This is a genomic window from Nocardia sputi (assembly GCF_023501985.1).
Map to the genome: position 1 here is coordinate 81,167 of NZ_JAMFLC010000003.1, position 21,084 is coordinate 102,250.

18 protein-coding genes and 1 pseudogene are annotated in these 21,084 nt (G+C 66.7%); 11 read left to right on the forward strand and 8 right to left on the reverse strand.

Annotated features, from left to right (window positions below; genetic code table 11):
- Positions 1 to 41: 41 nt before the first annotated feature.
- The 6 genes from M8859_RS05250 (at position 42) to fadD11 (ending at position 7,796) form a co-directional block, all read left to right on the forward strand.
- On the forward strand, positions 42 to 932 hold the full coding sequence (locus tag M8859_RS05250; RefSeq protein ID WP_159925720.1) for a metal-dependent hydrolase: 891 nt from the start codon (positions 42 to 44) through the stop codon (positions 930 to 932).
- Positions 932 to 1,984: a PDR/VanB family oxidoreductase gene (locus M8859_RS05255; RefSeq protein WP_372492854.1), complete on the forward strand. Its 1,053-nt coding sequence runs from the start codon at positions 932 to 934 to the stop codon at positions 1,982 to 1,984. The genes M8859_RS05250 and M8859_RS05255 overlap by 1 nt, the downstream gene beginning before the upstream one ends.
- Positions 1,985 to 2,044: 60 nt before the next feature.
- A complete protein-coding gene (locus tag M8859_RS05260) occupies positions 2,045 to 3,547 on the forward strand; it encodes an aldehyde dehydrogenase family protein (protein ID WP_195071943.1) in 1,503 nt (500 codons plus the stop codon).
- Complete coding sequence (locus M8859_RS05265; RefSeq protein ID WP_249643935.1) at positions 3,544 to 5,010, forward strand: flavin-containing monooxygenase; 1,467 nt, start codon at positions 3,544 to 3,546, stop codon at positions 5,008 to 5,010. The genes M8859_RS05260 and M8859_RS05265 overlap by 4 nt, the downstream gene beginning before the upstream one ends.
- Positions 5,007 to 5,885 (forward strand): short-chain dehydrogenase/reductase, encoded by an 879-nt coding sequence (locus tag M8859_RS05270; protein ID WP_321209656.1) that lies wholly within the window; start codon positions 5,007 to 5,009, stop codon positions 5,883 to 5,885. The genes M8859_RS05265 and M8859_RS05270 overlap by 4 nt, the downstream gene beginning before the upstream one ends.
- 69 nt (positions 5,886 to 5,954) lie before the next feature.
- A complete protein-coding gene (fadD11, locus tag M8859_RS05275) occupies positions 5,955 to 7,796 on the forward strand; it encodes a fatty acid--CoA ligase FadD11 (protein WP_159925726.1) in 1,842 nt (613 codons plus the stop codon).
- A 14-nt stretch (positions 7,797 to 7,810) separates the two neighbouring features.
- Here fadD11 and M8859_RS05280 read toward each other — a convergent pair whose 3' ends face one another.
- Both M8859_RS05280 and M8859_RS05285 read right to left on the reverse strand, forming a co-directional pair.
- Positions 7,811 to 8,383 carry a GNAT family N-acetyltransferase gene (locus tag M8859_RS05280; RefSeq protein WP_159925728.1) on the reverse strand — a complete coding sequence of 191 codons (573 nt, stop codon included), beginning with the start codon at positions 8,381 to 8,383 and terminating at the stop codon, positions 7,811 to 7,813.
- A gap of 70 nt (positions 8,384 to 8,453) precedes the next feature.
- Entirely contained in the window at positions 8,454 to 8,765 is a 312-nt protein-coding gene (locus tag M8859_RS05285) for a hypothetical protein (RefSeq protein ID WP_249643936.1), read from the reverse strand.
- 158 nt (positions 8,766 to 8,923) lie between these two features.
- Between M8859_RS05285 and M8859_RS37515 the strand changes: the two genes are divergently transcribed.
- Both M8859_RS37515 and M8859_RS05295 read left to right on the forward strand, forming a co-directional pair.
- Entirely contained in the window at positions 8,924 to 10,090 is a 1,167-nt protein-coding gene (locus tag M8859_RS37515; RefSeq protein ID WP_372492856.1) for a TIGR04222 domain-containing membrane protein, read from the forward strand.
- A gap of 126 nt (positions 10,091 to 10,216) precedes the next feature.
- Positions 10,217 to 11,416, forward strand: coding sequence for a cytochrome P450 family protein (locus tag M8859_RS05295; RefSeq protein WP_195139422.1), 1,200 nt, complete (start codon positions 10,217 to 10,219; stop codon positions 11,414 to 11,416).
- A 211-nt stretch (positions 11,417 to 11,627) separates the two neighbouring features.
- Here M8859_RS05295 and M8859_RS05300 read toward each other — a convergent pair.
- The 3 genes and pseudogenes from M8859_RS05300 to M8859_RS05310 all read right to left on the reverse strand — a co-directional run.
- Positions 11,628 to 12,249, reverse strand: a pseudogene (locus M8859_RS05300) (transposase); the annotation flags it as partial.
- Positions 12,227 to 12,433 (reverse strand): hypothetical protein, encoded by a 207-nt coding sequence (locus M8859_RS05305; protein WP_159925770.1) that lies wholly within the window; start codon positions 12,431 to 12,433, stop codon positions 12,227 to 12,229. The pseudogene M8859_RS05300 and the gene M8859_RS05305, both read right to left, overlap by 23 nt.
- A gap of 264 nt (positions 12,434 to 12,697) precedes the next feature.
- Positions 12,698 to 13,180 (reverse strand): hypothetical protein, encoded by a 483-nt coding sequence (locus M8859_RS05310; RefSeq protein WP_249643938.1) that lies wholly within the window; start codon positions 13,178 to 13,180, stop codon positions 12,698 to 12,700.
- A gap of 159 nt (positions 13,181 to 13,339) precedes the next feature.
- Here M8859_RS05310 and M8859_RS05315 point away from each other — a divergent pair.
- From M8859_RS05315 to M8859_RS05325, 3 genes are all read left to right on the forward strand, one after another.
- A protein-coding gene (locus tag M8859_RS05315) for an IS3 family transposase (protein WP_249644009.1) occupies positions 13,340 to 14,484 on the forward strand; the annotation gives its coding sequence in 2 pieces (ribosomal slippage) (positions 13,340 to 13,619 and positions 13,619 to 14,484; 1,146 coding nt in all).
- 664 nt (positions 14,485 to 15,148) lie between these two features.
- Positions 15,149 to 16,246, forward strand: coding sequence for an SDR family oxidoreductase (locus M8859_RS05320; RefSeq protein ID WP_159925774.1), 1,098 nt, complete (start codon positions 15,149 to 15,151; stop codon positions 16,244 to 16,246).
- A gap of 17 nt (positions 16,247 to 16,263) precedes the next feature.
- Complete coding sequence (locus tag M8859_RS05325) at positions 16,264 to 17,496, forward strand: cytochrome P450 (RefSeq protein ID WP_159925776.1); 1,233 nt, start codon at positions 16,264 to 16,266, stop codon at positions 17,494 to 17,496.
- A gap of 10 nt (positions 17,497 to 17,506) precedes the next feature.
- Here M8859_RS05325 and M8859_RS05330 read toward each other — a convergent pair whose 3' ends face one another.
- Genes M8859_RS05330 through M8859_RS05340 form a run of 3 tightly spaced genes read right to left on the reverse strand, consistent with a single transcriptional unit; the run spans position 17,507 to position 21,000 of the window.
- On the reverse strand, positions 17,507 to 18,493 hold the full coding sequence (locus M8859_RS05330) for an aldo/keto reductase (RefSeq protein WP_255466201.1): 987 nt from the start codon (positions 18,491 to 18,493) through the stop codon (positions 17,507 to 17,509).
- Positions 18,494 to 18,517: 24 nt separating this feature from the next.
- Positions 18,518 to 19,903 (reverse strand): aldehyde dehydrogenase family protein, encoded by a 1,386-nt coding sequence (locus tag M8859_RS05335; RefSeq protein WP_159925780.1) that lies wholly within the window; start codon positions 19,901 to 19,903, stop codon positions 18,518 to 18,520.
- On the reverse strand, positions 19,903 to 21,000 hold the full coding sequence (locus M8859_RS05340) for an AMP-binding protein (RefSeq protein WP_159925782.1): 1,098 nt from the start codon (positions 20,998 to 21,000) through the stop codon (positions 19,903 to 19,905). Before M8859_RS05340 ends, M8859_RS05335 begins: the two co-directional genes overlap by 1 nt.
- Positions 21,001 to 21,084 lie beyond the last annotated feature (84 nt).

Genomic DNA, 21,084 nt, shown 5'->3' on the forward strand with positions numbered 1-21,084 from the left:
GCAACATTGCAATATGATTTGTAGTTATGTACGGTCGGGTCATGGCTGAGCAGGCGGGCGCGACCCAGCGCCGGTATCGCGACGAAGCGCATGCGATCACCGCGCGCGACGTCCATTTCGATTTCGATTCCGTGCCCATGCACTACGTGCCGGGTGAAGCCCTGGCCACCCACATCGTCAATGTGATGCACCTGGTGCTGCCCGAAGGGGAACGCGCCATGGCACAGGCGCTGGCCGAAGCTCTCCCGCACATCGACGACGAGCGATTGCGGGAGGAGGTGACGGGGTTCATCGGGCAGGAAACCATGCACGCCAACAGTCACGAAGCCGCGCGCAGGCATCTGCAAGCGATCGGCTTGGACGTCGACTCCTACGTCGCCAAAGTCGCCTGGCTGGTCGATCGCATCCTCGGAGACCACGGCTTGACCGGACGCGCGCGCGACGAGTGGCTCAAGGAACGACTGGGGCTGTTCGCGGGCATGGAGCACTACACCGCGGTACTCGGGGAATGGCTGCTCAACGCCGACATCCTCGAGGAGAAAGGCATGCATCCGGCGATGCTGGACCTGGTCCGGTGGCACGGCGCCGAAGAGGTGGAGCACCGCAGCGTCGTCTACGACGCGTTCATGCACTTGGACGGCAGCTATGCGCGAAAGGCTCGCACGGCGATCCTGGCGAGCGCGACGTTGCTGCCGCTGTTCATCGTCTCGACCGCCTGTCTGTACCGGAAGGATCCGTCGCCGCGGAAAGGCCGGTTCTGGGGTCTGCAGTTCTGGAGCGCCACCCGGCGGGGCGTCATCCCGAAATGGACGGTGTTCTTCACCGAGATGCCGCGGTATCTGCGGCCGGGATTCCATCCGTCCCAGCTGGGCCCGATGGACAAAGCGCTACGCTACCTGGCGCATTCGCCGGCAGCACGGGCGGCGCGGTGATGAGCGGACCACCGGCCGTGGCCGACCGCCCGGCGCCGACGGGATTACGTCTGCTCGGCGACGTCATGGACATCTATCGCAAGCTGTTCGTCACCGGCCGCGCCGCCGCACTCCTGTCGCGCCCGAACGCGGTGCGCCGCACCGGATTCGATCTGGACACCACGATCACCGGCATCGCTCGCGAAGCGGCCGACGTGGTGAGCCTGACCCTGCGCGCGGCCGATGGCGGGCCGCTGCCCGCGTGGCGACCGGGGGCGCACGTGGATGTGTTCTTGCCGTCGGGCCGACAGCGCCAGTACTCCCTGTGCGGCGACCCGGCCGACCGCTTCCGCTATCGCATCGCCGTACGGCTGATTCCCGAGGGCGGCGGCGGATCGCGGGAGATACACCGATCGCTGCGGGTCGGTGATCCGCTGCGGATCCGTGGGCCGCGTAACGCGTTCACTTTCATCGACGCGCCCTCGTATCTGTTCCTGGCCGGTGGCATCGGCATCACACCGATCCTCCCGATGGTCGAGGCGGCGGGTACGCGTGGATGCCTGGTGTACTTGGGCCGCTCCCGCGAGACCATGCCGTTTCTCGCCGACCTGCCGGATGCCGAAATCCGGCCGGACGACGAATTCGGTCCACCCGACGTCGCCGCCCTGCTGTCTCGCGCCGAACCCGGCGCCGCGGTGTACGTGTGCGGACCACCACCGATGCTCGAGGCGGCGCAGCGGTGCATGTTCGAACTCAACCCGACCGGATCGTTGCACACCGAACGGTTCTCCGCCCTCCCGGTCGTCGACGGCGCCGAGTTCGACCTCACGTTGATCCGCACCGGCGCCACCGTCCGGGTCGGGGCCGACGAATCGGCGCTCACCGCGATCCACCGCGCACTGCCGAACGCCCCCTACTCCTGTCGCCAGGGTTTCTGCGGCACCTGCAAGGTCACGGTGGTCGACGGGGCCGTCGACCACCGTGACCGCTTGCTCACCGCGCCCGAACGCGAGAACCAGATGCTGGTCTGCGTCTCTCGTGCCGCCGGCGACCACCTCGTGGTCGATCTCTGAGACCGCTGAACGAAAGGGACACCTGTTGTCTATCCGTCGCCGATCGAGGGAGACGAGTCGTTGAAAGTCTCGACGAACAATCCCGTACAGCCCGCGGTGTCGACCTTCGACGTGCACGATCCGGCCACCGGTGAGGTGGTCGGCACCTATCCGGTCCACGACCGCCACGACGTCGATGCCGTCGTCGCCACCGCCCACGAGGCCGCGGCCTGGTGGCGCGGCCTCGGCTTCGCCGGACGCGCTCGGTACCTGAACGCCTGGCGCGCCGAAATCGCCTCGGGACGCGCGGGATTGGCACAGGTCATCCACCGTGAGATGGGCAAACCGATCTCCGACGCCAAGCTCGAGATCGCCATGGCCCTCGAACACTTGCGGTGGGCTGCATCCAACGCCGAGAAGGTGCTGGGGCGTCGGAGCGTGCCGTCGAGCATGCTGACGTTCAATCATGCGGCCTCGGTCGAGTACCTTCCCCTCGGAGTGGTCGGCGTCATCGGACCGTGGAACTACCCGGTCTTCACTCCGCTCGGGTCGATCTCGTTCGCGCTGGCCGCCGGGAACGCCGTGGTGTTCAAACCCAGCGAGTACACCCCCGGTGTCGGGCTTTGGCTCGCGGAGGCCTTCGCTCGCACTGCGCCCGCCGCACCGGCCCTCCAGGTGGTCACAGGTCTCGGCCCTACCGGGAACGCGCTGTGCCGCAGCGATGTCGGGAAGATCGGGTTCACCGGTTCCACCGCCACCGGCAAGCTCGTCATGGCCGCGTGCGCGCAGAATCTCACCCCGGTGCTGATGGAGTGCGGCGGCAAGGACGCGCTGATCGTGGACGCCGATGCCGACCTCGAGGCCGCGGCCGACGCGGCGGTATGGGGCGGATTGTCCAACGCCGGACAGACCTGCCTGGCCGTGGAGCGCGTCTACGTCCACGCCGAGGTCTACGACGAGTTCCTCGCCGAGCTGGTGGCGGCGGCGACCGGGATCGAGGCCGGTAAGGCGGATTCGAAGATCGGGCCCATCACCATGCCGAAACAGCTTTCGATCATTCGCCGCCACGTCGAGGATGCCATCGCCCGTGGCGCCCGGGCCGTGCTCGGAGGCCCGGACGGCATCGATCGTCAGTTCGTCCAGCCGACCGTCCTCGTCGACGTCCCCGAGGACGCACCCGCGGTGACGGAGGAGACCTTCGGTCCCACGCTCACCGTCACCAAGGTCCGGGACATGGACGAGGCCGTCGAGCTGGTCAACCGCGGGGCGTACGGGCTGGGCGGAACCGTCTTCGCCCGCCGCCACGGGCGCGACATCGCCGACCGCATTCGCGCGGGCGGCGTTTCGATCAACGCGTTCGTCGCGCACGCGACCATCCCCGCTCTGCCGCTCGGCGGCGTGGGCGCCTCCGGATTCGGCCGCGTCCACGGGCCGGACGGGCTCAGGGAGTTCACCTACGCCAAAGCGGCCACCCGTCAGCGCTTCCCGTCTCCGCTGCCGCTGACATCGTTCCGGCGGGACCACCGCGTGGACACGATCGTCGACCTGCTCGTGGCGGTTCTGCACGGAAGGAAGCGCCGGTGAATGCCGATCGGATCGAGCACACACCGATAGCGATCATCGGTGCGGGACTGGGCGGCATCGGCCTGGCGATCAAGCTGCGCGAGGCCGGGTTCGACGACCTGGTCGTCCTCGAACGAGCCGACGACCTCGGCGGTACGTGGCGCGCAAACACCTACCCCGGTTGCGCATGCGACGTGCCATCACACCTCTACAGCTACTCGTTCGCACCCAATCCGGACTGGTCGCGCACCTATGGGCGGCAGCGGGAGATCCTCGAGTACATCCGCGCGGTGGCCACCGAACACGATGTCGTCCGGCACATCCGGTTCGGCACCGAACTGCTCGACGCCCGGTGGGACGAGAAGCGTTCGCTCTGGCGGATCGAGACCTCGCGAGGAACGCTCACCACGGACTTCCTGCTCTCGGCGACCGGGCTTTTCGCCGAGGCGAAGTACCCGCCGCTGCCGGGCATCGAGTCCTTCGCGGGCACGGCCTTCCACTCACTGCACTGGGATCACGAGCACGATCTCACCGGTGAGCGGGTCGCGGTGATCGGCACCGGCGCCTCCGCGGTGCAGTTCGTACCGGAGATCCAGCCGAAAGTGGCCCGGTTGCTGCTGTTGCAGCGATCGGCGCCGTGGATCGTCCCGCGCATGGATCGGCGTACGTCCGAACTGGAGCGACGTCTGCTCCGGCGTATCCCGCTGGCGCAGCGCGTGATTCGCGGCGGGTTCTACGCGGCGATCGAGACGTTCGGACTCATCTCACTGGTCGACCAACGCTTCCGGCATCCCTACGAAGCGCTGGGCCGATGGCAGCTGTCGCGTCAGGTGCGCGATCCGGACCTGCGCGCGAAGCTCACCCCCGACTACGTGATCGGCTGCAAACGCGCCATTTTCTCCGACACCTACCTCCCGGCGCTCGACCAGCCGAACGTCGAAGTCCTCACCGAGGCCATCGCCGAGATCCGTCCGCGTTCGATCCTGCTGCGCGACGGCAGCGAGCACGCGGTCGACACCATCATCTTCGGCACCGGTTTCACCTCGATCCCCAGCGCCTACGAGCGCTATGCCGGCAGCGACGGTCGAACGCTGGCACAGCTCTACCGCACGCGACCGCAGAGCTATCTCGGTGTCACGGTCGCCGGGTTTCCCAACTTCTTCTGCACGCTCGGACCCTTCGGGGCCGCGGGCAACCAGTCCGCGATCTACATGATCGAATCCCAGATCGCCTATATCGTCGACGCCTTGCGCAACGCGCGCGCGGCCGGAGCGCGGCGGATCGAGGTGCGGCCCGCGGCGCAGGCGGCTTTCGTCGCGGAGATGGCCCGGCGTAGTTCGTCGACGGTGTGGCTCACCGGCGGATGCCAGAGCTACTACCAGACGCCGGATGGTCTCAATGCCGGTCTCTACCCGAACTGGAGCTTCGAATACCGGCACCGCACCAGCCGGTTCGACACCGCGGCCTACCAGGTGAGCCGATGATGGGCGACCTTCTCTCCTTCGTTCGCGGGCGACGCGGGTATGCCGTCGAGGGACGGGTCGCTTTGATCACCGGCGCCGGCCGCGGGATCGGGCGCGAGCTGGCGGTCATGCTGCACGAGCGGCAGGCCGCGGTCGTCCTCGTCGACGTCGACCACGACGCCGTCGCCGCGGCAGCCGCCGCGCTCGGCGACCGGGCCTTGGCCGTCGCCGCCGACGTCGCCGACCGCTCGGCGATGGAAGCGGTCGTGGACCGGGCCGCCGACCATTTCGGCCGCTTGGACGTGGTGGTGGCCAACGCGGGGGTGGTGCCTCGTCCGTCGACGGTGCGCACCCTCGACGGCCGCGACTTCGATCGGGTCATGGACATCAACCTCACCGGTGCGTTCAACACGGTGCGCCCAGCGCTCGACCACGTCGTCGCCGCCGGTGGCCACGTGGTCGTGGTCTCCTCGTGCGCGGCGTTCGCGCCCGGCATGGCCGGAGCGCCGTACATGATCAGCAAAGCGGCGGTCGAACAGTTGGGCCGGGCGCTGCGCGTGGAGCTGGCGCCTTTCGGCGCTACCGCGGGCATCGCCTACTTCGGCATAGTCGACACCCGGATGACGCACGACACGCTCGATCACGACGAACTCGGCCGTGAGCTGGACGATCTACTGCCGTGGCCGTTGAACGTACGGATCTCGGCCGCGCACGCGGCCCGGACCATCGCCGACGGAATCGAGCGCCGCGCGGCGCGCACCATCGCACCGGCAGGCTGGGAGCCCTATGCCCTGCTGCGCGGCGCGATCAACGTCGTCCTCGACCACGCCCTCGCCCGCGACGCCCGGGTCCACGACTTGCTGCGCAGGGTGGAAGCCCGCACAGCACGGTCCTGACGTCTCCCGACCCTTCCACCCACCTCGATCCAGCCGGCACGCTTCCTCTGATCCGAAGGGAATCCCTGCGTGAGTACTCGACGCTTCGACACACTCCCCGCCGCCTTTCAACACAACGCGAGCGTCGACCCCGACGCGGTCGCGCTTCGGACTCCCGGGGACGCCGCGACTCTGACTTGGCGCGACTACGCGGCGCAGGTCCGGACGGTCGCCACCGGATTGGCGGGGCTGGGGGTGCGGCGCGGCGACGCGGTGGCCTTGATGATGTCCAACCGCATCGAGTTCTATCCACTCGAAGTCGGGGCGCAGCACCTCGGCGCGACCAGTTTCTCGGTGTACAACACCGCGTCGCCGGAGCAGATCGCGTACGTCCTCGGCAACGCCGGTGTCCGCCTGGTGCTGTGCGAACCCGAATATGTCGAGCGAGTACGCGCCAGCGGGGTCGAACTCGACCACATCGTCTGCCTCGACGACGCACCGCGAGGGACCTTGTCGGTCGCAGACCTGATCGCCGCGGGCGACCGGAACTTCGACTTCGAGGCCGTTTGGCGGGCAGTGCGGGCCGAAGACGTGGCCACGCTGATCTACACCTCGGGCACCACCGGCAATCCCAAAGGGGTGGAGACGACCCACGGGAACCTGATGTTCGAGTGCTACGCCGTCGATCAAGTGCTGGGAATCCGATTCGGGGACACCATCACCTCCTATATGCCCACCGCGCACATCGCCGACCGGCTGACCGCGCTCTACTTCCAGGAGGTGTTCGGCACCCAGGTCACCTGCGTCGCCGACCCGAGCCGGATCGGCAGCGCCTTGGCCGACCTGCACCCCACGATCTGGGGCGCGGTGCCTCGAGTGTGGGAAAAGCTCAAAGCGGCAGTCGAATTCGCGGTCGCCGACGAACCCGATGAAGTAAGGCGAGCCGCGCTGCGCTGGGCGCTGGCGGTCGCCGCGCAGCGCAGTGCGCATCAATTGAACGGGGAGCCGGTCCCGGATTCGGTAGCCGCCGAGTGGGCGCGCGCCGACCAACTGGTCCTGTCGGGGCTGCGCGCGAAACTCGGTCTCGACCGCGTCCGCTGGGCGATGTCCGGCGCCGCGCCCATCCCGGCCGAAACGCTCGGATTCTTCGCCGGACTCGGCATCCCGATCGCCGAGATCTGGGGCATGTCCGAACTCACTTGCATCTGCAGCGTCAGCCACCCCCGGGACGCCAGGCTCGGCACCGTGGGCAAGCTCCTGCCGGGTATGCGGGCCAGGCTCGCCGACGACGGCGAACTGCACGTCCGCGGCCCGCTCGTGATGAAGGGCTACCGCGGGGAACCCGGTAAGACCGCCGAGGCGGTCGACTCCGACGGCTGGCTGAGCACGGGCGACGTGATCACCATCGATGAGGACGGATATCTGCGGGTGGTGGACCGCAAGAAGGAGCTGATCATCAACTCCGCGGGCAAGAACATGTCTCCCACCAATATCGAGAACGCGATCAAGGCGGCGACACCGCTGATCGGGGCCATCGCGGTCATCGGCGACGGCAGGCCCTACAACACCGCACTGGTCGTCCTCGACGCCGAGACCGCCGGGCCGTACGCCGCGCGCCACCACCTGACCGATCCCTCGGCGGCGGCCCTGGCGGCCGACGCCGGTGTCATCGAGCAGATCGCGGCGGGCATCGCCGCGGGCAACGGTCGACTCTCGCGGGTGGAGCAAGTCAAACGGTTCCGCGTCCTGCCCACCTTTTGGGAGGCAGGCGGCGACGAAGTGACCCTCACCATGAAACTCAAGCGCCGGGTGATCGCCGAAAAGTACGCCACCGAGATCGCCGAACTCTACGCACCGGACCTCGGCCCCGGTGTTCACGAGCCCACCGGACCGGTCACCACGACGGCGGACGCGGCGGTGGCGACCAGCTGACCAGGGCGCGGGGGTCAGCGCTCCTTGACCCAGTACATTCCGCGGCCGCACTCCGCGGGCGCGCGCCTCTCGCGTGGCTCGATCCGGTCGAGCCGGTAGCCGAGCCGCCGGGCGACCGCGGCGCTGCGGACATTCGCCTCGTCACAGTGGATCTCGACACGGTCGATGCCGGGCAGCGCCAACGCGACCCGGGTCAACGCGGCCGCGCTACGGGTGATCACCCCGCGGCCGGTCCGCGCGGCGTGACACCAGTAGCCGAGTTCCACAGCTCGCGAGCCGAGACGGTCGTGCAGGCCGATCGCTCCGAGCACGTTGCCGCCTGCGTCGAAGATCCCGTAGTTGAAACTTCCGGCGGCGCTGGGCCAGCTTTCATCCGTTTCCCGGCCGAAGGCGCGTTGACTGTCCAGTGTCGCCGGTACGGCGAGCCAGTCCATCCACGGGTGGATGAGGTCGAACGACGCGTTGACGGCCTCGAGCCGCGGCCGCAGATCCTCCGGCTGCCACCGCCGCAACAACAGTTCTCCCACCTCGATTCGTTGCGGTGGCCCGACGCCCGGTGCCAGTGCCGAGCATGGCTCGATGTCCATGCCGATATGGTGGCGCTCACAGGCACGGCCGTGCAATCCGATTGTTCGGGTGCGGGTTGATCGTGGTGGTTCACGCGCCGCGGAGGCGGACTTCGGCGTCGAGCTCGGCGGCGGCTTCGGCCAGTGCGGTAGCGTCGGGATCGTCGCCGAGCCGGTCGGCCAGTTCGACTCGCGAGACGATGAGCATTCCGCGCGGTTGCGGCCCGGCACTGTGTTCGATCCTCACTTGCCCCTCTTCCAGGACCAAGCGTGCGTCCGGTTCGTCGGTGGCCAGCAATCGGCGCAGCTCGTCTCCGGTGACTCGGCCGGACCGATGTGCGCCGCTCGCCGCGGCGCCCGCTGGTTGTGCCGCTCGGCTCGTATCGTCAGCTTCCATGGTCACCGATTGCCCTGGCAATCCGGCGGGAAACCGGTCGGCCATCGCCATCCGGACGCTGCGAGTCGATCACGGCCATTTTCGTCCCAGCGGCGATTCGCCATGGCGCACGGGTCGATACGGCCTGATACTGACTGCAGGTTGGACCGATTCCGAGGTGGAAAATGACTGTGATCGACGGGGTGGGCTCGGACGGGCTGGTCGCCGCGGGCGAGACGTGGGGGATCTCCGGGCCGACGTTCCTGACCCTCTACCTGCCGCTGGTGCTCGTAGCGGTGATCGCCGGATTCTGGCTGCGGTCACGGATCACGGCCGCGGATCCGGAAACCGACACGGCCACCGCGCCGGGCGCGGAGCTGACGCCGCCCGAACTGGGGATGCTGTTCGGCGACCAGAACGCCACGCTGGCGGCGATGGCCCGGCTGCGCGCTGCCGACGCGATCGATTCGGCGGCCGCGCCGGTCCGCACGCTCACCGCTCAGGAGCGCGGGCAGCTGGATCCGTTCACGATGTCGGTGCACGACCGGTTGACGGTGGGGCAGCGCAAGACCGTCCGCGCAGTCGTCGACGGATCGCCCGGCGCCTTCGACGCCCTGCGCACCAGGATGGTCGACCTCGGGTATTTCCCGGGGCCCGGCATGCGCCACGGCCTGCGTGACGCGGGTATGCCGATCCTGGTCACGGGCGCGCTCGGTGTGGTGCGGGTCATCGCGGGCGCTTCGCACGGGAACCCGGTCGGCCTGGTGGTCGCGCTGGTGATCGCGCAGGCACTCTGCTATTGGCTGGTGGTGCGCAAGCCCCGGCTGACCGCGCTCGGTGTCCGTGCTCGCGAGGCCGCGACCCAGCGCAGTGGGCATCTGCGGCCGACCAATTCACCGTCCTACGCGACCTACGGCGCTGAATCCGCGGCGCTGGCGGCCGCGGTGTTCGGCATAGGCGCCCTTATCGCGTTGGATCCGGGACTCGCACAGGCGGTCGCGGCGCCCCGGGGGGCGGGGGGCGGGGGGGGGGGGCGCGGGGGGGGCCGCGGGGGGGGGGGGGGGGGGGGGGGGGGGGGGGGGGGGGGGGGGGGGTGGGGGGGGGGGGGGGGGGGGGGGGGGGGGGTGGCGGGGGGGGGGGGGGGGGGCCCCCCCCCCCCCCCCCCCCCCCCCCCCCCCCCCCCCCCCCCCCCCCCCCCCACCCCCCCCCCCCCCCCCCCCCCCCCCCCGCGGGGGGGGGCCCCCCCCCCCCCCCCCCCACCACGGGGTCGTAGCAGAACTCGTAGGTCTTCTGCTGTTGGAGCCTCAGCCAGGGGCGGGCACCGCCGATACGGCAAAATGGGTGACGAATAATGTTGATAGACAACAACATAGGTCAGCTGGCGGTCCTCGTCTCGGGTAGTATGCTGCCGCAACCGAAACCAAGGAGACTTCGTGTATCCGCAGTACACGCATCAGGGTGCTACCGCGACCGACCCAATGTCGCCGATCGAGAGCATCGGTCCTCGAATCCCGATCCACAGTCCAGAATTCGCGGCAGATCCACACGGACACTACCGTCTGATGCGTAGAGACTACGGACCGTTGGTGCCGGTCGAGATGTGGCCAGGAGTCCCCGCGACCCTGGTAATCGGTTATCGCACCGCCGTGCGGATTCTCAACGACGACGACCACTTCCCCGCCGATCCAAGCGTGTGGCAGAAGACCGCACCCGCAGGCATCCCGATCATGCCGATGATCGAGGCCCGCCCCAACGCCATCCGCACCAGCGGTGAAAGGCACGCACGCTACCGCGCTGCCTTGACCGACGCGCTGGACGGGATCGACCTGAACCTTCTGCGCGCCATGGTCGAGAGATCCGCCATCCCCATCATCAACACGTTCTGCGAGGCCGGGAATGCCGAACTATTGAGCCAGTACGTCCAACCGCTGGTCTTCTCAGTCTTCTGCCAGGTGCTCGGCTGTCCACCGGACATCGGTGAGCGAGTCGCGCAGGCCAGCGCCGCGATGTTCGACGGCGTGGATACCGAAACAGTGAACGCGATCATGGGCCCAGCGCTGCTCGACCTTACCGCGCTCAAACGCTCCTACCCCGATGACGACGTCGTCACGAGACTGGTGCAGCATCCCGCCAGGCTGGACGACGAGGAGATGGTGCATCAGCTGGTCCTGCTGTTCGCGGCCGGTGTCGAACCCCCATTGAACCTCATCGCCAACACCCTGCTATTGATGCTCACCGACACCCGCTTCGGCGACAGCATGCACATGTCGACCAAAACCGCGCTCCACGAAAGGCTGGCCACCGACCCGCCGATGGCGAACTACTGCATCACCTATCCGCGCCAGCCAATCCTGATCGAAGACGTCTGGCTGCCAGCGAATCAGCCGGTCATCATCAGCATGGCCGCCTGCAACACCGATCCAGCGATGAACACAGGCGAATTCCTGGACAACGGATGGAATCTGGCGTTCAGCACCGGCCCGCACGCCTGCCCAGCTCACGCTCGACCCTACGGTCTCCTGCTCGCGCAGGAAGTCATCGACCAACTCCTCGACACCCTCCCAGAGCTGAGGCTAGCGGTCGCCAAGCAGGCTCTTGTATGGCGCCCTGGCCCATTCCACCGAGCACTGGAAGCATTGCCGGTCGTGTTCCCGCCCTCTACCCCGTTCCGCCTCTGAGGAGGTACCTCGGTCGCACGGTTGACCGGAAGCCCGACTGGCGAATGCTTACGTGGTCCAACCTCGTTCTTGGGCCCAGCTGATGCAAACTCGATGCGCCGGCGGGCACCAGCCATCCTCGCCCAAGAATCAGCAGACCGGGCGCGCGCGTCTCGGGCGAGCGAGTGTGTTGTTCCCCGGTTGGGGCTGCTGCACGATGAGGTGACAGGCGTTATGCAGCCTGTCGGGCTGCTGGGGTCATGATCGCTTCGTATTCGATCGGGGTCAAACGTCTGAGTCGGGTTTGGCGTCGGCGCCGGTGGTAGGTGCGTTCGATCCAGGTCACGATCGCGATCCGGAGTTGTTCACGGTTGGTCCACTGATGCCGGTCCAGGACGTTGCGTTGCAGCAGGCCGAAGAAGCTCTCCATCGCGGCGTTGTCGTCCGCGGCTGCGACCCTGCCCATCGACCCGTCCATCCGGAATCTCGTGGATGAAAAGCCTGGAACGAAATTGGCTGCCGTGGTCGGTGTGGACGATGCAGCCGGCCACCTCGCCACGGCGGGCGACGGCATTGTGCAATGCGGTGACCGCGAGCCGTGATTTCATTCGCAAGTCGATGCAATAGCCCACGATCCGACCCGAACTGTTCATCAGCGCCAATACCGCCGGTGTGCACGTCTCGCGCATCCTCGCCAAACTCGGCGCGTTCATGCGATGTTCGGAAATATCGCTGAGCCACAACATGTTCGGACGATCCACAGCGAATTTCCGGCGGACGAGATCGTCGTGGACAGCCGGACCCGGACGCCGGGACCTGCCGCGGCGGGGTTTACCGAACACGCTCCACCACCTGTTCGCCGCCGCGCGACCGAGAGACCAGACGGTGTTCCTGGGCGAGCTGAACGTTCTCGAACCCGACCATCAACCGCGCTACCGCTTCTTCGTCGAATTCGAATACGACTTCTACCGTCGTCTCACCACCGACTGCGGGCTGATCGATGCGTTCCGGACGCTGCACCCGCAGCTGATCGAACACTCCTGGTCGGGCGCACCGGCGACGGCTACCGCTCGCGACATGCCCATCGGCCACCGGTGGCGTGCATGTATTCGAAGCTTGCGCTATTCGTCAGAACGGGTGGCCAGCCGTCAGCGGTGGCTCGTTCCCACGCGGGTCGCGACGGCGGCATGCAATTCTTGGCAAAGTCTTTGCGAAGCGGTTAGCCAGCAGGTAGTAGATCAGTGGCCGACAGCTTCGCCCGGTTCCGGCCAGTTGCAGTCGTTGCACTCCCAGTCGGGGCGCTCAAGCGAGGTCCTTTCGCGCCTGTTTCAGGAAGTCGCTGGTGATCTCTCCAAGGTCTGCGAGGAAGTCCAGAGCCGCTTTCCCCAGAGAAGATGTGGCTTTTCGCCACTCATCATCGCCCCAAGTGGGGTAGGTGTTTTTTGATATGTACCGACTAACGAAGGGGCCATAGTGATCGCTGCTAAAAACGGCGATACGGGTCACAAATCGGTCCGCGATCATAAACATGTCATGACTTCCCGTCATCCATACGGTGTTCAAAGCGTCTACGAACAGAATCTGGGTCTTGCCGACCTCCCCCAGCTTCTCGATTTGGAGATCTGGTGAAGTGGTCGGCTCGATCAGCAAATGGCTGGTTTCGGACAATGCTGCCTCATAGCGGTTCAGAGTGCTGAGGAACTCTCGGTACAACTTCTGGCGACTCTCCCTTGCCGCCTCGGATGCGGCCAGCTGACTACTTCGGTTCGACTCGTTGATACTCACGTAGACAGCTGCACCCGCAGAAACAAAGCTCGAGATCACGGCAGTGACCAGCGCTGTAATCAGCGCATACCGCCCACTACGAGACCCAACGGGACTGCCCCCGGTTTGGTTGACTCCTGATCTGTGAGGATGCGTCCTCGCGGTGGAAGGATGACCACCATGCCCAAGCCCTATCCCGAGGAGTTCCGCCGCGATGTTGTCGCGGTCGCCCGTAAGGGCGAGATCCCGTTGACCCAAATAGCGAAGGACTTCGGGATCTCGCAGAGCTGCGTAAAGAACTGGGTCAGGCAAGCTGATATTGAGGACGGACACCGCCCCGGCGCCACTGCCGATGAGTCGGCCGAGTTACGCGAGGCCCGCAAACGAATCCGGCAACTGGAACAAGAAGCCGAGGTCATGCGCCGCGCGGTCGCCTATTTCTCCCGCGACGTCAACCCAAAATGATGTACCCGCTGGTCCTGGACCTGGCCGCCGACAAGATCCCTGTCGCGGTGACCTGTCGGGTGCTCGGATTCTCCACCCAAGCATTCTTCAAATGGAAGAAGAATCGTGTCTCGCAACGTGATTGGGACGATGCGCATCTGATCAACGCCGCCTACGACATCCATGCCGATGACCCGGCGTTCGGTTACCGGTTCATCGCCGACGAACTGCCCGCCAGCGGCATCCACGCGGGCGAGAACCGAGTCGCTCGATTATGCTCTCAGCAGCAGATCTGGAGCGTATTCGCCAAGAAGCGCGGGTTGAACCGGAAGGCCGGCCCGCCGGTCCACGACGACCTTGTCGACCGCAAGTTCACCGCTGATGTCCCGAATGCGGTGTGGCTGACCGATATTACCGAGCATGCCACCAGCGAGGGCAAGCTCTATCTATGTGCGATCAAGGACGTGTTCTCCAACCGGATCGTCGGCTATTCGATCGATTCCCGGATGAAAGCGTCGCTGGCGACCTCGGCGCTGCGTCACGCGGTCGCGTTCCGCTCGCCGACCGCGACGATCGTGCATTCGGACAGGGGCAGTCAGTTCCGCTCTCGGAAATTCGTCAATGCGTTGTCGGTCAACGGGTTACGAGGGTCAATGGGCCGAGTCGGCGCGTGTGGTGACAACGCGGCGATGGAGTCGTTCTTCGCGCTCCTACAGAAGAATGTTCTCGACCGGCAGCGCTGGGCAACCCGGGCCGAACTGCGGTTGGCGATCGTGGTCTGGATCGAGAAGACCTACCACCGAAAACGGCGGCAACGCACACTCGGCCGCCTGACGCCGATCGAGTTTGAGACAATAAACCAGCCCGCGCTCGCGGCCTGAAACACCACACCCGCGAGTCAACCGAACTCGGGGCAGTCCCAACCTCCGGCGCCGGCCTTGAACCGGCCTCCGAAACGGCCCCATGGCCAGAGGGTGGCCCCGGCGAGGTGTCCAGCTCCTCAGGTGAATCACGTTGCGCCCCCTCCCCGGCTTGTTGCTGCGGTTCGGCACCCATCGTTCCTCCGCTCACGGCGCGTCAATGGATATGCACGCTGATCTTATGACCTGAATCCTGTTTATCAGTTGCCCGCCCTGCGGCGTGTTAGTCCGACAGGCGGTCGGTACTTTGCGGTTGCATCAGACGCAACAATGATGCGCCACGGAAGTCGCGAGAGGTCGGGCCCTGATCCAGCGGTGCTAGTGCCGCGTCCAGGAAGGTTGATGCTGTAACCCGGCCGGTCGGGATGGCGGGTCCGCCGGTGTTGTTTTCGGAACACTTGCGACATTTGCTCGCCGCCGGTCATGTCGGTCCGAAGCCGTCTGCGACGTGACCTCGACGACACACAGGGCGATCACGGACCCTGGCCGCCACGGGCCGGGGGCCCGCCGAGGTGGACGACGGTGACTGCGCGAACTTTCGTCCTATTCCGTTGTGCGCCAATGAAGGACATGTATCGGATGAGCCTGTAGTCTTACATTGCTCTTGCTGTCAGCGGAGGTCGACATGTCTTCTGTCGCCATAACCGGTGCGACCGGCTTTCTCGGTCTTCACCTCGTTCGCGAGCTACTTGCTCGTAATCACGACCTCGTCGTGTTGGCTCGCGATCCAGCCGCGCTGGATCGCATCACGCGATTCCTCCAGCTCGTGGGGGAACCGCGTAGCCTGATCGATGCGCTGCCCCACCGGATGCGCATAGTCGAGTCGGACGTGTCGTTGCCACGCCTCGGTCTTTCCCCCGCGGCGTTCCGCGACTTGGCCGATGCGATCGACGTCGTATGGCACAGCGCCGCAAGCATCAAAATGCACGACGATCTGAGTGCGCTCCGCCCGGTCAATGTCGCCGGCACCCGCCACGTACTCGATCTGGTGTCCGCCGGGGAACGCCAACCCCTGCTGTGCCACGTCAGCACCGCATTCGTAGCCGGCGCACGACGCGATGGCGTGGTGTACGAGTCGGAACTGGACGGGACGGCCGGTTTCGAGAACGCGTACGAGCAGACGAAATTCGAGGCGGAAACACTGATACGAACGTGGTCCCGCCGCTACGGTCGGCCAGCTGTTGTGGTGCGGCCCAGCATATTGGTGACGAACCGCCCCCCGCAGGCGGGTCTACCGCCGCATCCCCTGTTGCCTCTGGGTCGGACCATCCGGGCGGCCGTCGGGCGCTTCTGCCCGACAACGTGCGGGGCATCCCGAACGGTCGTGCGCGCCATCGGTCATCCCCAGGCGCACCTGAACTTCGTGCCGGTGGAGCGGGCCGCGCAGGTCATGGCGCGGTTGACCGACCTCGAGCACACCGGCCGGGTGGAGACATACCACGTCGTGCACGGCCATGACGTCCCGGTGCGGGTGTTGATGGACGTCATGGAGGCGCTGGCTCCGCTGCGGCTGGTGATCGGAGCGGCACCGCCCACCGAGCGGACCGCGCTGGAAGCGTTCCTCGACAGAACACCCACTTCGGGAATGCTGAGCCACCGTCGCCGGTATGACGACACCCGGATCGTCGCGCTGCTCGGGGTGCCCTCCTCGTCGGTCCGCGTCGACTACGACTACCTGATGGCAGGCGTGAGAGCCGTACCAGCGGCCTCCTCCTGGACTTGATCTCGAGGAGGAAAACCATGGCGGAGGCCGCGTATGATCTGCTCAGCACTCAGGCCCGAACCGATCCATACCCTGTACTCGGCAGGTTGCGCGAGAACCGGCCGGTGACATTCAGCGAGCAGCTCCATGCTTGGGTGGTCACTCGGTATGAGGATGTGCGCTTCGGGTTGGCCCATCCGGCGATCTCCGCGGACCGGATCAGCCCACGCCTCGCGCAGTTCCCCGCGGAGCAGCGGGACCGGTTCGAGCCGCTGTCCCTGGTGCTGCGCCGTTGGCCGCTGATGTTGGACCGCCATGAGCACGCGCGGTTGCGCACGCCGGTCACGCGTGCGATGAGACCGACGATCGTCGCCGGTTTCCAACCGCTGATACGCGATACCGCGCGGACCATTCTGCGTGGGGCGGTGGAACGCGGCGGCATGGACGTCATCGCGGATCTGGCCCTGCCGCTTCCGTTGTACGTCACATCGAGGATCCTCGGCGTACCCGACAACATGGTCGAGTTGCTCAAGCGGTGCGCTGTCGACATCGTCGATTTCTTCGGGGCGGCGCCCCATGCCTATCTGCCTCGGGCGGAGGCCGCGATGGACACCGTTCGGCAGACGACCGACCTGCTGCGCCCACTGGTGCGCGCCCGGCGCGGGGAACAGCGCGCGGATCTATTGAGCGCTTTGGTCGACGACCCATCGCTGAGCGACGACGACATCGTCGCAGTCTGCCTGATGATGGTCTTCGCCGGATTCGAGACCACGAGCAATCTGATCGGCAACGGAATACTGCTGCTGCTGCGGCATCCGGAGCAATTCGAACAATTGCGTCGAGACCCGAGCGGAATCCGCAACGCGGTCAAGGAAGTCCTCCGATTCGAGAGCCCGGTCCAGCGGATCTCCCGCATGGCCACGGCGGAGTTGACGCTGCGGGGCACACGGATCGGCAAGGGCAGCCTCATCTACTTCCACGCCGGCGCGGCCAACCGTGATCCCTCGGCCTTCCCGGAACCGGATCGCTTCGATATCGGACGCGGTAGCGACCGTCACCTCGCGTTCGGTCATTCGATCCACACCTGCCCTGGCTCCACGCTCGCACAAATGGAGGCAGAGATCGTGCTCGAGGAGCTGTGCCGGGTCGCGCCCGTTGTCCTGCTCGCCGGTGAGGAGATCCGGTGGAGGGAGAACTTGTCCGTCCGGTCCTTGGACTCGCTGCTGGTGGGTTTCGGCCCATGCCGCGCCGACCGCAGGGAGACAGCGTGACCGGCCGGCGTCACAGGCCCAGTTGACGGGCCATCGCGGGATCGCAACGCTCCCCGACGACCATGGACCTGGGTACCGCGCCCTCGATCGCGGCGAGATCCGCAGCGGACAGGACTAGCCCGGCCGCATCAACGTTCTCCTCCAAATAGGATCGGCGCTTGGTTCCGGGAATCGCCACCACGTCCTGGCCTCGGTGATGCACCCATGACAGCGCCAGCTGAGCCATGGTCATGCCATACCGGTCGGCGAGCGCCCGCAATCGGGCCGTGATCGGTAGGTTGCGTTCCAGATTCCCGTCGGCGAACCTCGGTTGCGTGATCCTTCGGAAGTCCAGCGGCCCGAAGTCCGCGGCCGAGGTGAACCGCCCGGTCAGGAAGCCGCGACCGAGCGGAGAGGCCGCTACCAGGCCGACGCCGAGTTCCCGGCACGTGCTCAGGACGCCGTCGTGCTCGAGATCGCGGGTCCACAGTGACCACTCGCACTGCACGGCGGCAATCGGATGGATCGCGTGCGCTCGCCGAATGGTCGCCGTCCCGGCCTCGGACAGGCCCAGCTCGCGGACCTTGCCCTGGGTCACCAACTCCGCCATTGCGGCAACGGTTTCTTCAATCGGTACCGTCGGATCCACGCGGTGTTGGTAGTACAGATCGATATGGTCCACGCGGAGGCGTCGTAGCGAATCCTCGCACGCATGTCGCACATGACGAGCGTCTCCGCGCACAGTTCTGGCGTATCCGTCGTCGGCGCGGACAAGACCGAACTTCGTCGCGATCATCACCTCGTCGCGACGCCCGGCGATCACCCGGCCGATCAACTCCTCGTTGGCGCCCCTGCCGTAGATGTCGGCGGTATCGAGGAGTGTGACACCGAGATCCAATGCGCGGTGGATGGTCGCCGCCGACTCGTCGTCGTCGGTGACTCCGTAGAACTCGCTCATCCCCGCGCAACCAAGGCCCTGAGCACCAACGGTCAAGCTACCCAAGCGGCGTGTGTCCACCGAGAACTCCTTTCGGTCAGGCGATCACCTCTTTCGTTGCACTATCGTCTTGCTGCGCATGAGGAATTCGGCGAGGTACCCGTCTTGCGGATGCCCCGGCTCCATCGCGCACGTCGGATGGTTACCGACATGGACATTGCCGATCGACGGCTCGGCCACCAGGCGATCGATGAGGGCGTCGTCGCAAGTGACCACTGTGAGCACAAGGGTGTCCCGCAGGGGCGCCAGACCGTCCGACGGCGACCATGGGGCGACCCAGACACACGGGAAGGGCAGCTCCAGGTTGGCCTGGGGGGCGTCGGCCCGGTCCAGCTGGAACACCGCCGGGCGCAGCACAGCGCTGCCGTCGCCCAACGGATCCACGATCCCGTCATCGCCGAGCCATGTCCGGACGCTCTGCGCGTGGCGCAGCAGGTATTTCTCGATCACCCGCGCCTCCTCGAGCCGGCGTACGGGCAGCACGGCCCGATCGTCCTCCGGCGGCGAACTCGGCAGCTCCGCCAGCCGCGTGGCGAGGGCTTCGGCGAAGGGCGCGGGATCACCCTCGACGAAGACCGCCGTCGCGTTCACGCACGCGGTGCCACCGTCATGACTTACGGAGTACGCCACCATGTCCAGATGGTCGCGCCAGTCCTCACCGGTGAGCAGGATCTTCGACCTTCCGGCCGCGTGCGTGGCCACCGTACGGTCCGCCGCGTACCGACCGACCATGTCACGGCCGTACACCACGGCCAGGTCCGCGCCGCCGATCAGGGCATCGACGCCCTCCTGGTCGGTCGGCAGCAGCATCACCTGGTCGGCGCCGAACCCGGCCGCCCGCAACGCGGCAACCAGCCGGTGCGGGGTGAACGGCTCGTGCCACGAGGGCCGCACGGCGACCCGATAACCGAGTGCCAGCGCATCCAGCCACTGCGATTGCACCGCAGGGTGATTGCCTGCCGCACCGACCGCCAGGACATCGCCGCGCCGGGCCCACCTGATGTGCCGGGTTTCCGGCTCCGAGCCGGAACGGATGGCGGAATCCTCTCCCGCCGCCGCGCGGGGACACGCATCCGCCGCGGCACGGTCCGCTCCCACGGCGCAGCTCTCGATCCACCGCGTCGCGCGTCGCACCACCGCGGCGGGTACTCCACTGACCCTGCAGACCAGGTACTGGTAATCCTCAGGTGACAATCCGCCCAGAGAGGCCTCCGCGAACAGGTGACCCGCGCGGGCCAGCGCGGCCATTCGCTCGCGCCGCGGCGGGGTGGGCGCTCGGCGTAGGGCGGTGAGAGCGCGACTCACGAACACCGGCGGAGCCAGGCTCAGCTCCGCCGCCGGTGTGCCGGTCACGTCTTCGAGCGTATGGCGGGTGAGGGCGCGGAACGCACCCCGTGGACCGAGCACGTCGAGTTGCGCCGGGGCGGCCATCAATACACTCCCTCGATGACCGTTTCCCCGGCGAAGGAGGTCATCGAGGTGATGTCGGCAACGGAGTCACCGAGTTGTCCAACCGGCGGCTCGATCCGGATGGCCAGATCGCGCTCTGAGTTGTTGGGCAGCAACATGGCCCGGCTGATATGGTTCACGATCACTTGGCCGTGCTCGCCGTAGGCGACAGGCTCTCCGGTAGCGGTATCGACGACCGAGAGCACGATGTGCGGCGAGAAGGTGTCGAATATACACCGCGCGTCATCGGAACCGGGGCGTTCGATCGTGGTGCCGAGCATAGTGACGTTGCCGTAGTAGCCGTACAGTTCCACGCCGGGGAACACGTCGGTGCGCAGTACCCGGCGGGTGTCCGGATCCATTCGCGCTCCGCCCCAGACGATCAGCCGCACCTTGGCGTTGATCAGATCGACCAGTTCCTCGTCGCGGCACAGGCGCTCCAGCAGGGGAGGCGTGGATACCAGTACCCCGACCTGCTGACTGCGCAGGATGTGCGCACTCTGAGCGATCAGATGATCGACGTACCGATCCGCGATATCGGTCTCGCCTGCGCCGATCGTCCTCTTCACCCAACGAGGATCCATGTTGATGCAGAAACGGACCCCGCCCCGGCGGCGGACCAGTTCCGCAGTCCAGTCGCCGAACAGTTGCGGCCCGCTCGGAACCAGTGTCAGCCAGTTGACGTTACGCGGGTGGTCTCGTGCGTCCATGTCCCGCATCGCCCAGGTGATGACGCGGTCCATCCAGTCGGCGAGGAAGGGCAGGCGTTTGGGGCTGCCCGTGGTGCCCCCGCTCTCGTAGACACCGAAGACCGAGACGCCTCCGCCGTATCCACGTGGGATCAGATGCTCCACCGGCACCGTGCGCAGTTCGTCGACGACATTGGGAAAGAGTCGAAGATCGGTGAGGGACCGCACATCGCGCACCGGGTCGAAGCCGAGGGTCGCGGCGCGCTGAAGCCAGAAGGTCGAGCCGGTCTCCGGCCCGAAGTGCCAGCGCATGGCGGCGGCCAAGAACTCGGCGGTGTCGGGCGTCTCTCCGATGGGCGTTTCCAGCACCGGTTCCGGAAAACTTGGCATATGAAACCCTCTCGATACCAACGGTATTCGACTCGGCAACGCGATACGATATCAGTCATTCTTCTATGGCGATGCGGGTCCGAG

Excerpts from the sequence above, each read along its gene's own strand:
- M8859_RS05250 (WP_159925720.1), top strand. The coding sequence starts at position 42 with ATGGCTGAGCAGGCGGGCGCGACCCAGCGCCGGTATCGCGACGAAGCG.
- M8859_RS05255 (WP_372492854.1), top strand. The coding sequence starts at position 932 with ATGAGCGGACCACCGGCCGTGGCCGACCGCCCGGCGCCGACGGGATTA.
- M8859_RS05270 (WP_321209656.1), top strand. The coding sequence starts at position 5,007 with ATGATGGGCGACCTTCTCTCCTTCGTTCGCGGGCGACGCGGGTATGCC.
- M8859_RS05280 (WP_159925728.1), bottom strand. The coding sequence starts at position 8,383 with ATGGACATCGAGCCATGCTCGGCACTGGCACCGGGCGTCGGGCCACCG.
- M8859_RS37515 (WP_372492856.1), top strand. The coding sequence starts at position 8,924 with ATGACTGTGATCGACGGGGTGGGCTCGGACGGGCTGGTCGCCGCGGGC.
- M8859_RS05295 (WP_195139422.1), top strand. The coding sequence starts at position 10,217 with ATGTCGCCGATCGAGAGCATCGGTCCTCGAATCCCGATCCACAGTCCA.
- M8859_RS05320 (WP_159925774.1), top strand. The coding sequence starts at position 15,149 with ATGTCTTCTGTCGCCATAACCGGTGCGACCGGCTTTCTCGGTCTTCAC.
- M8859_RS05325 (WP_159925776.1), top strand. The coding sequence starts at position 16,264 with ATGGCGGAGGCCGCGTATGATCTGCTCAGCACTCAGGCCCGAACCGAT.
- M8859_RS05335 (WP_159925780.1), bottom strand. The coding sequence starts at position 19,903 with ATGGCCGCCCCGGCGCAACTCGACGTGCTCGGTCCACGGGGTGCGTTC.
- M8859_RS05340 (WP_159925782.1), bottom strand. The coding sequence starts at position 21,000 with ATGCCAAGTTTTCCGGAACCGGTGCTGGAAACGCCCATCGGAGAGACG.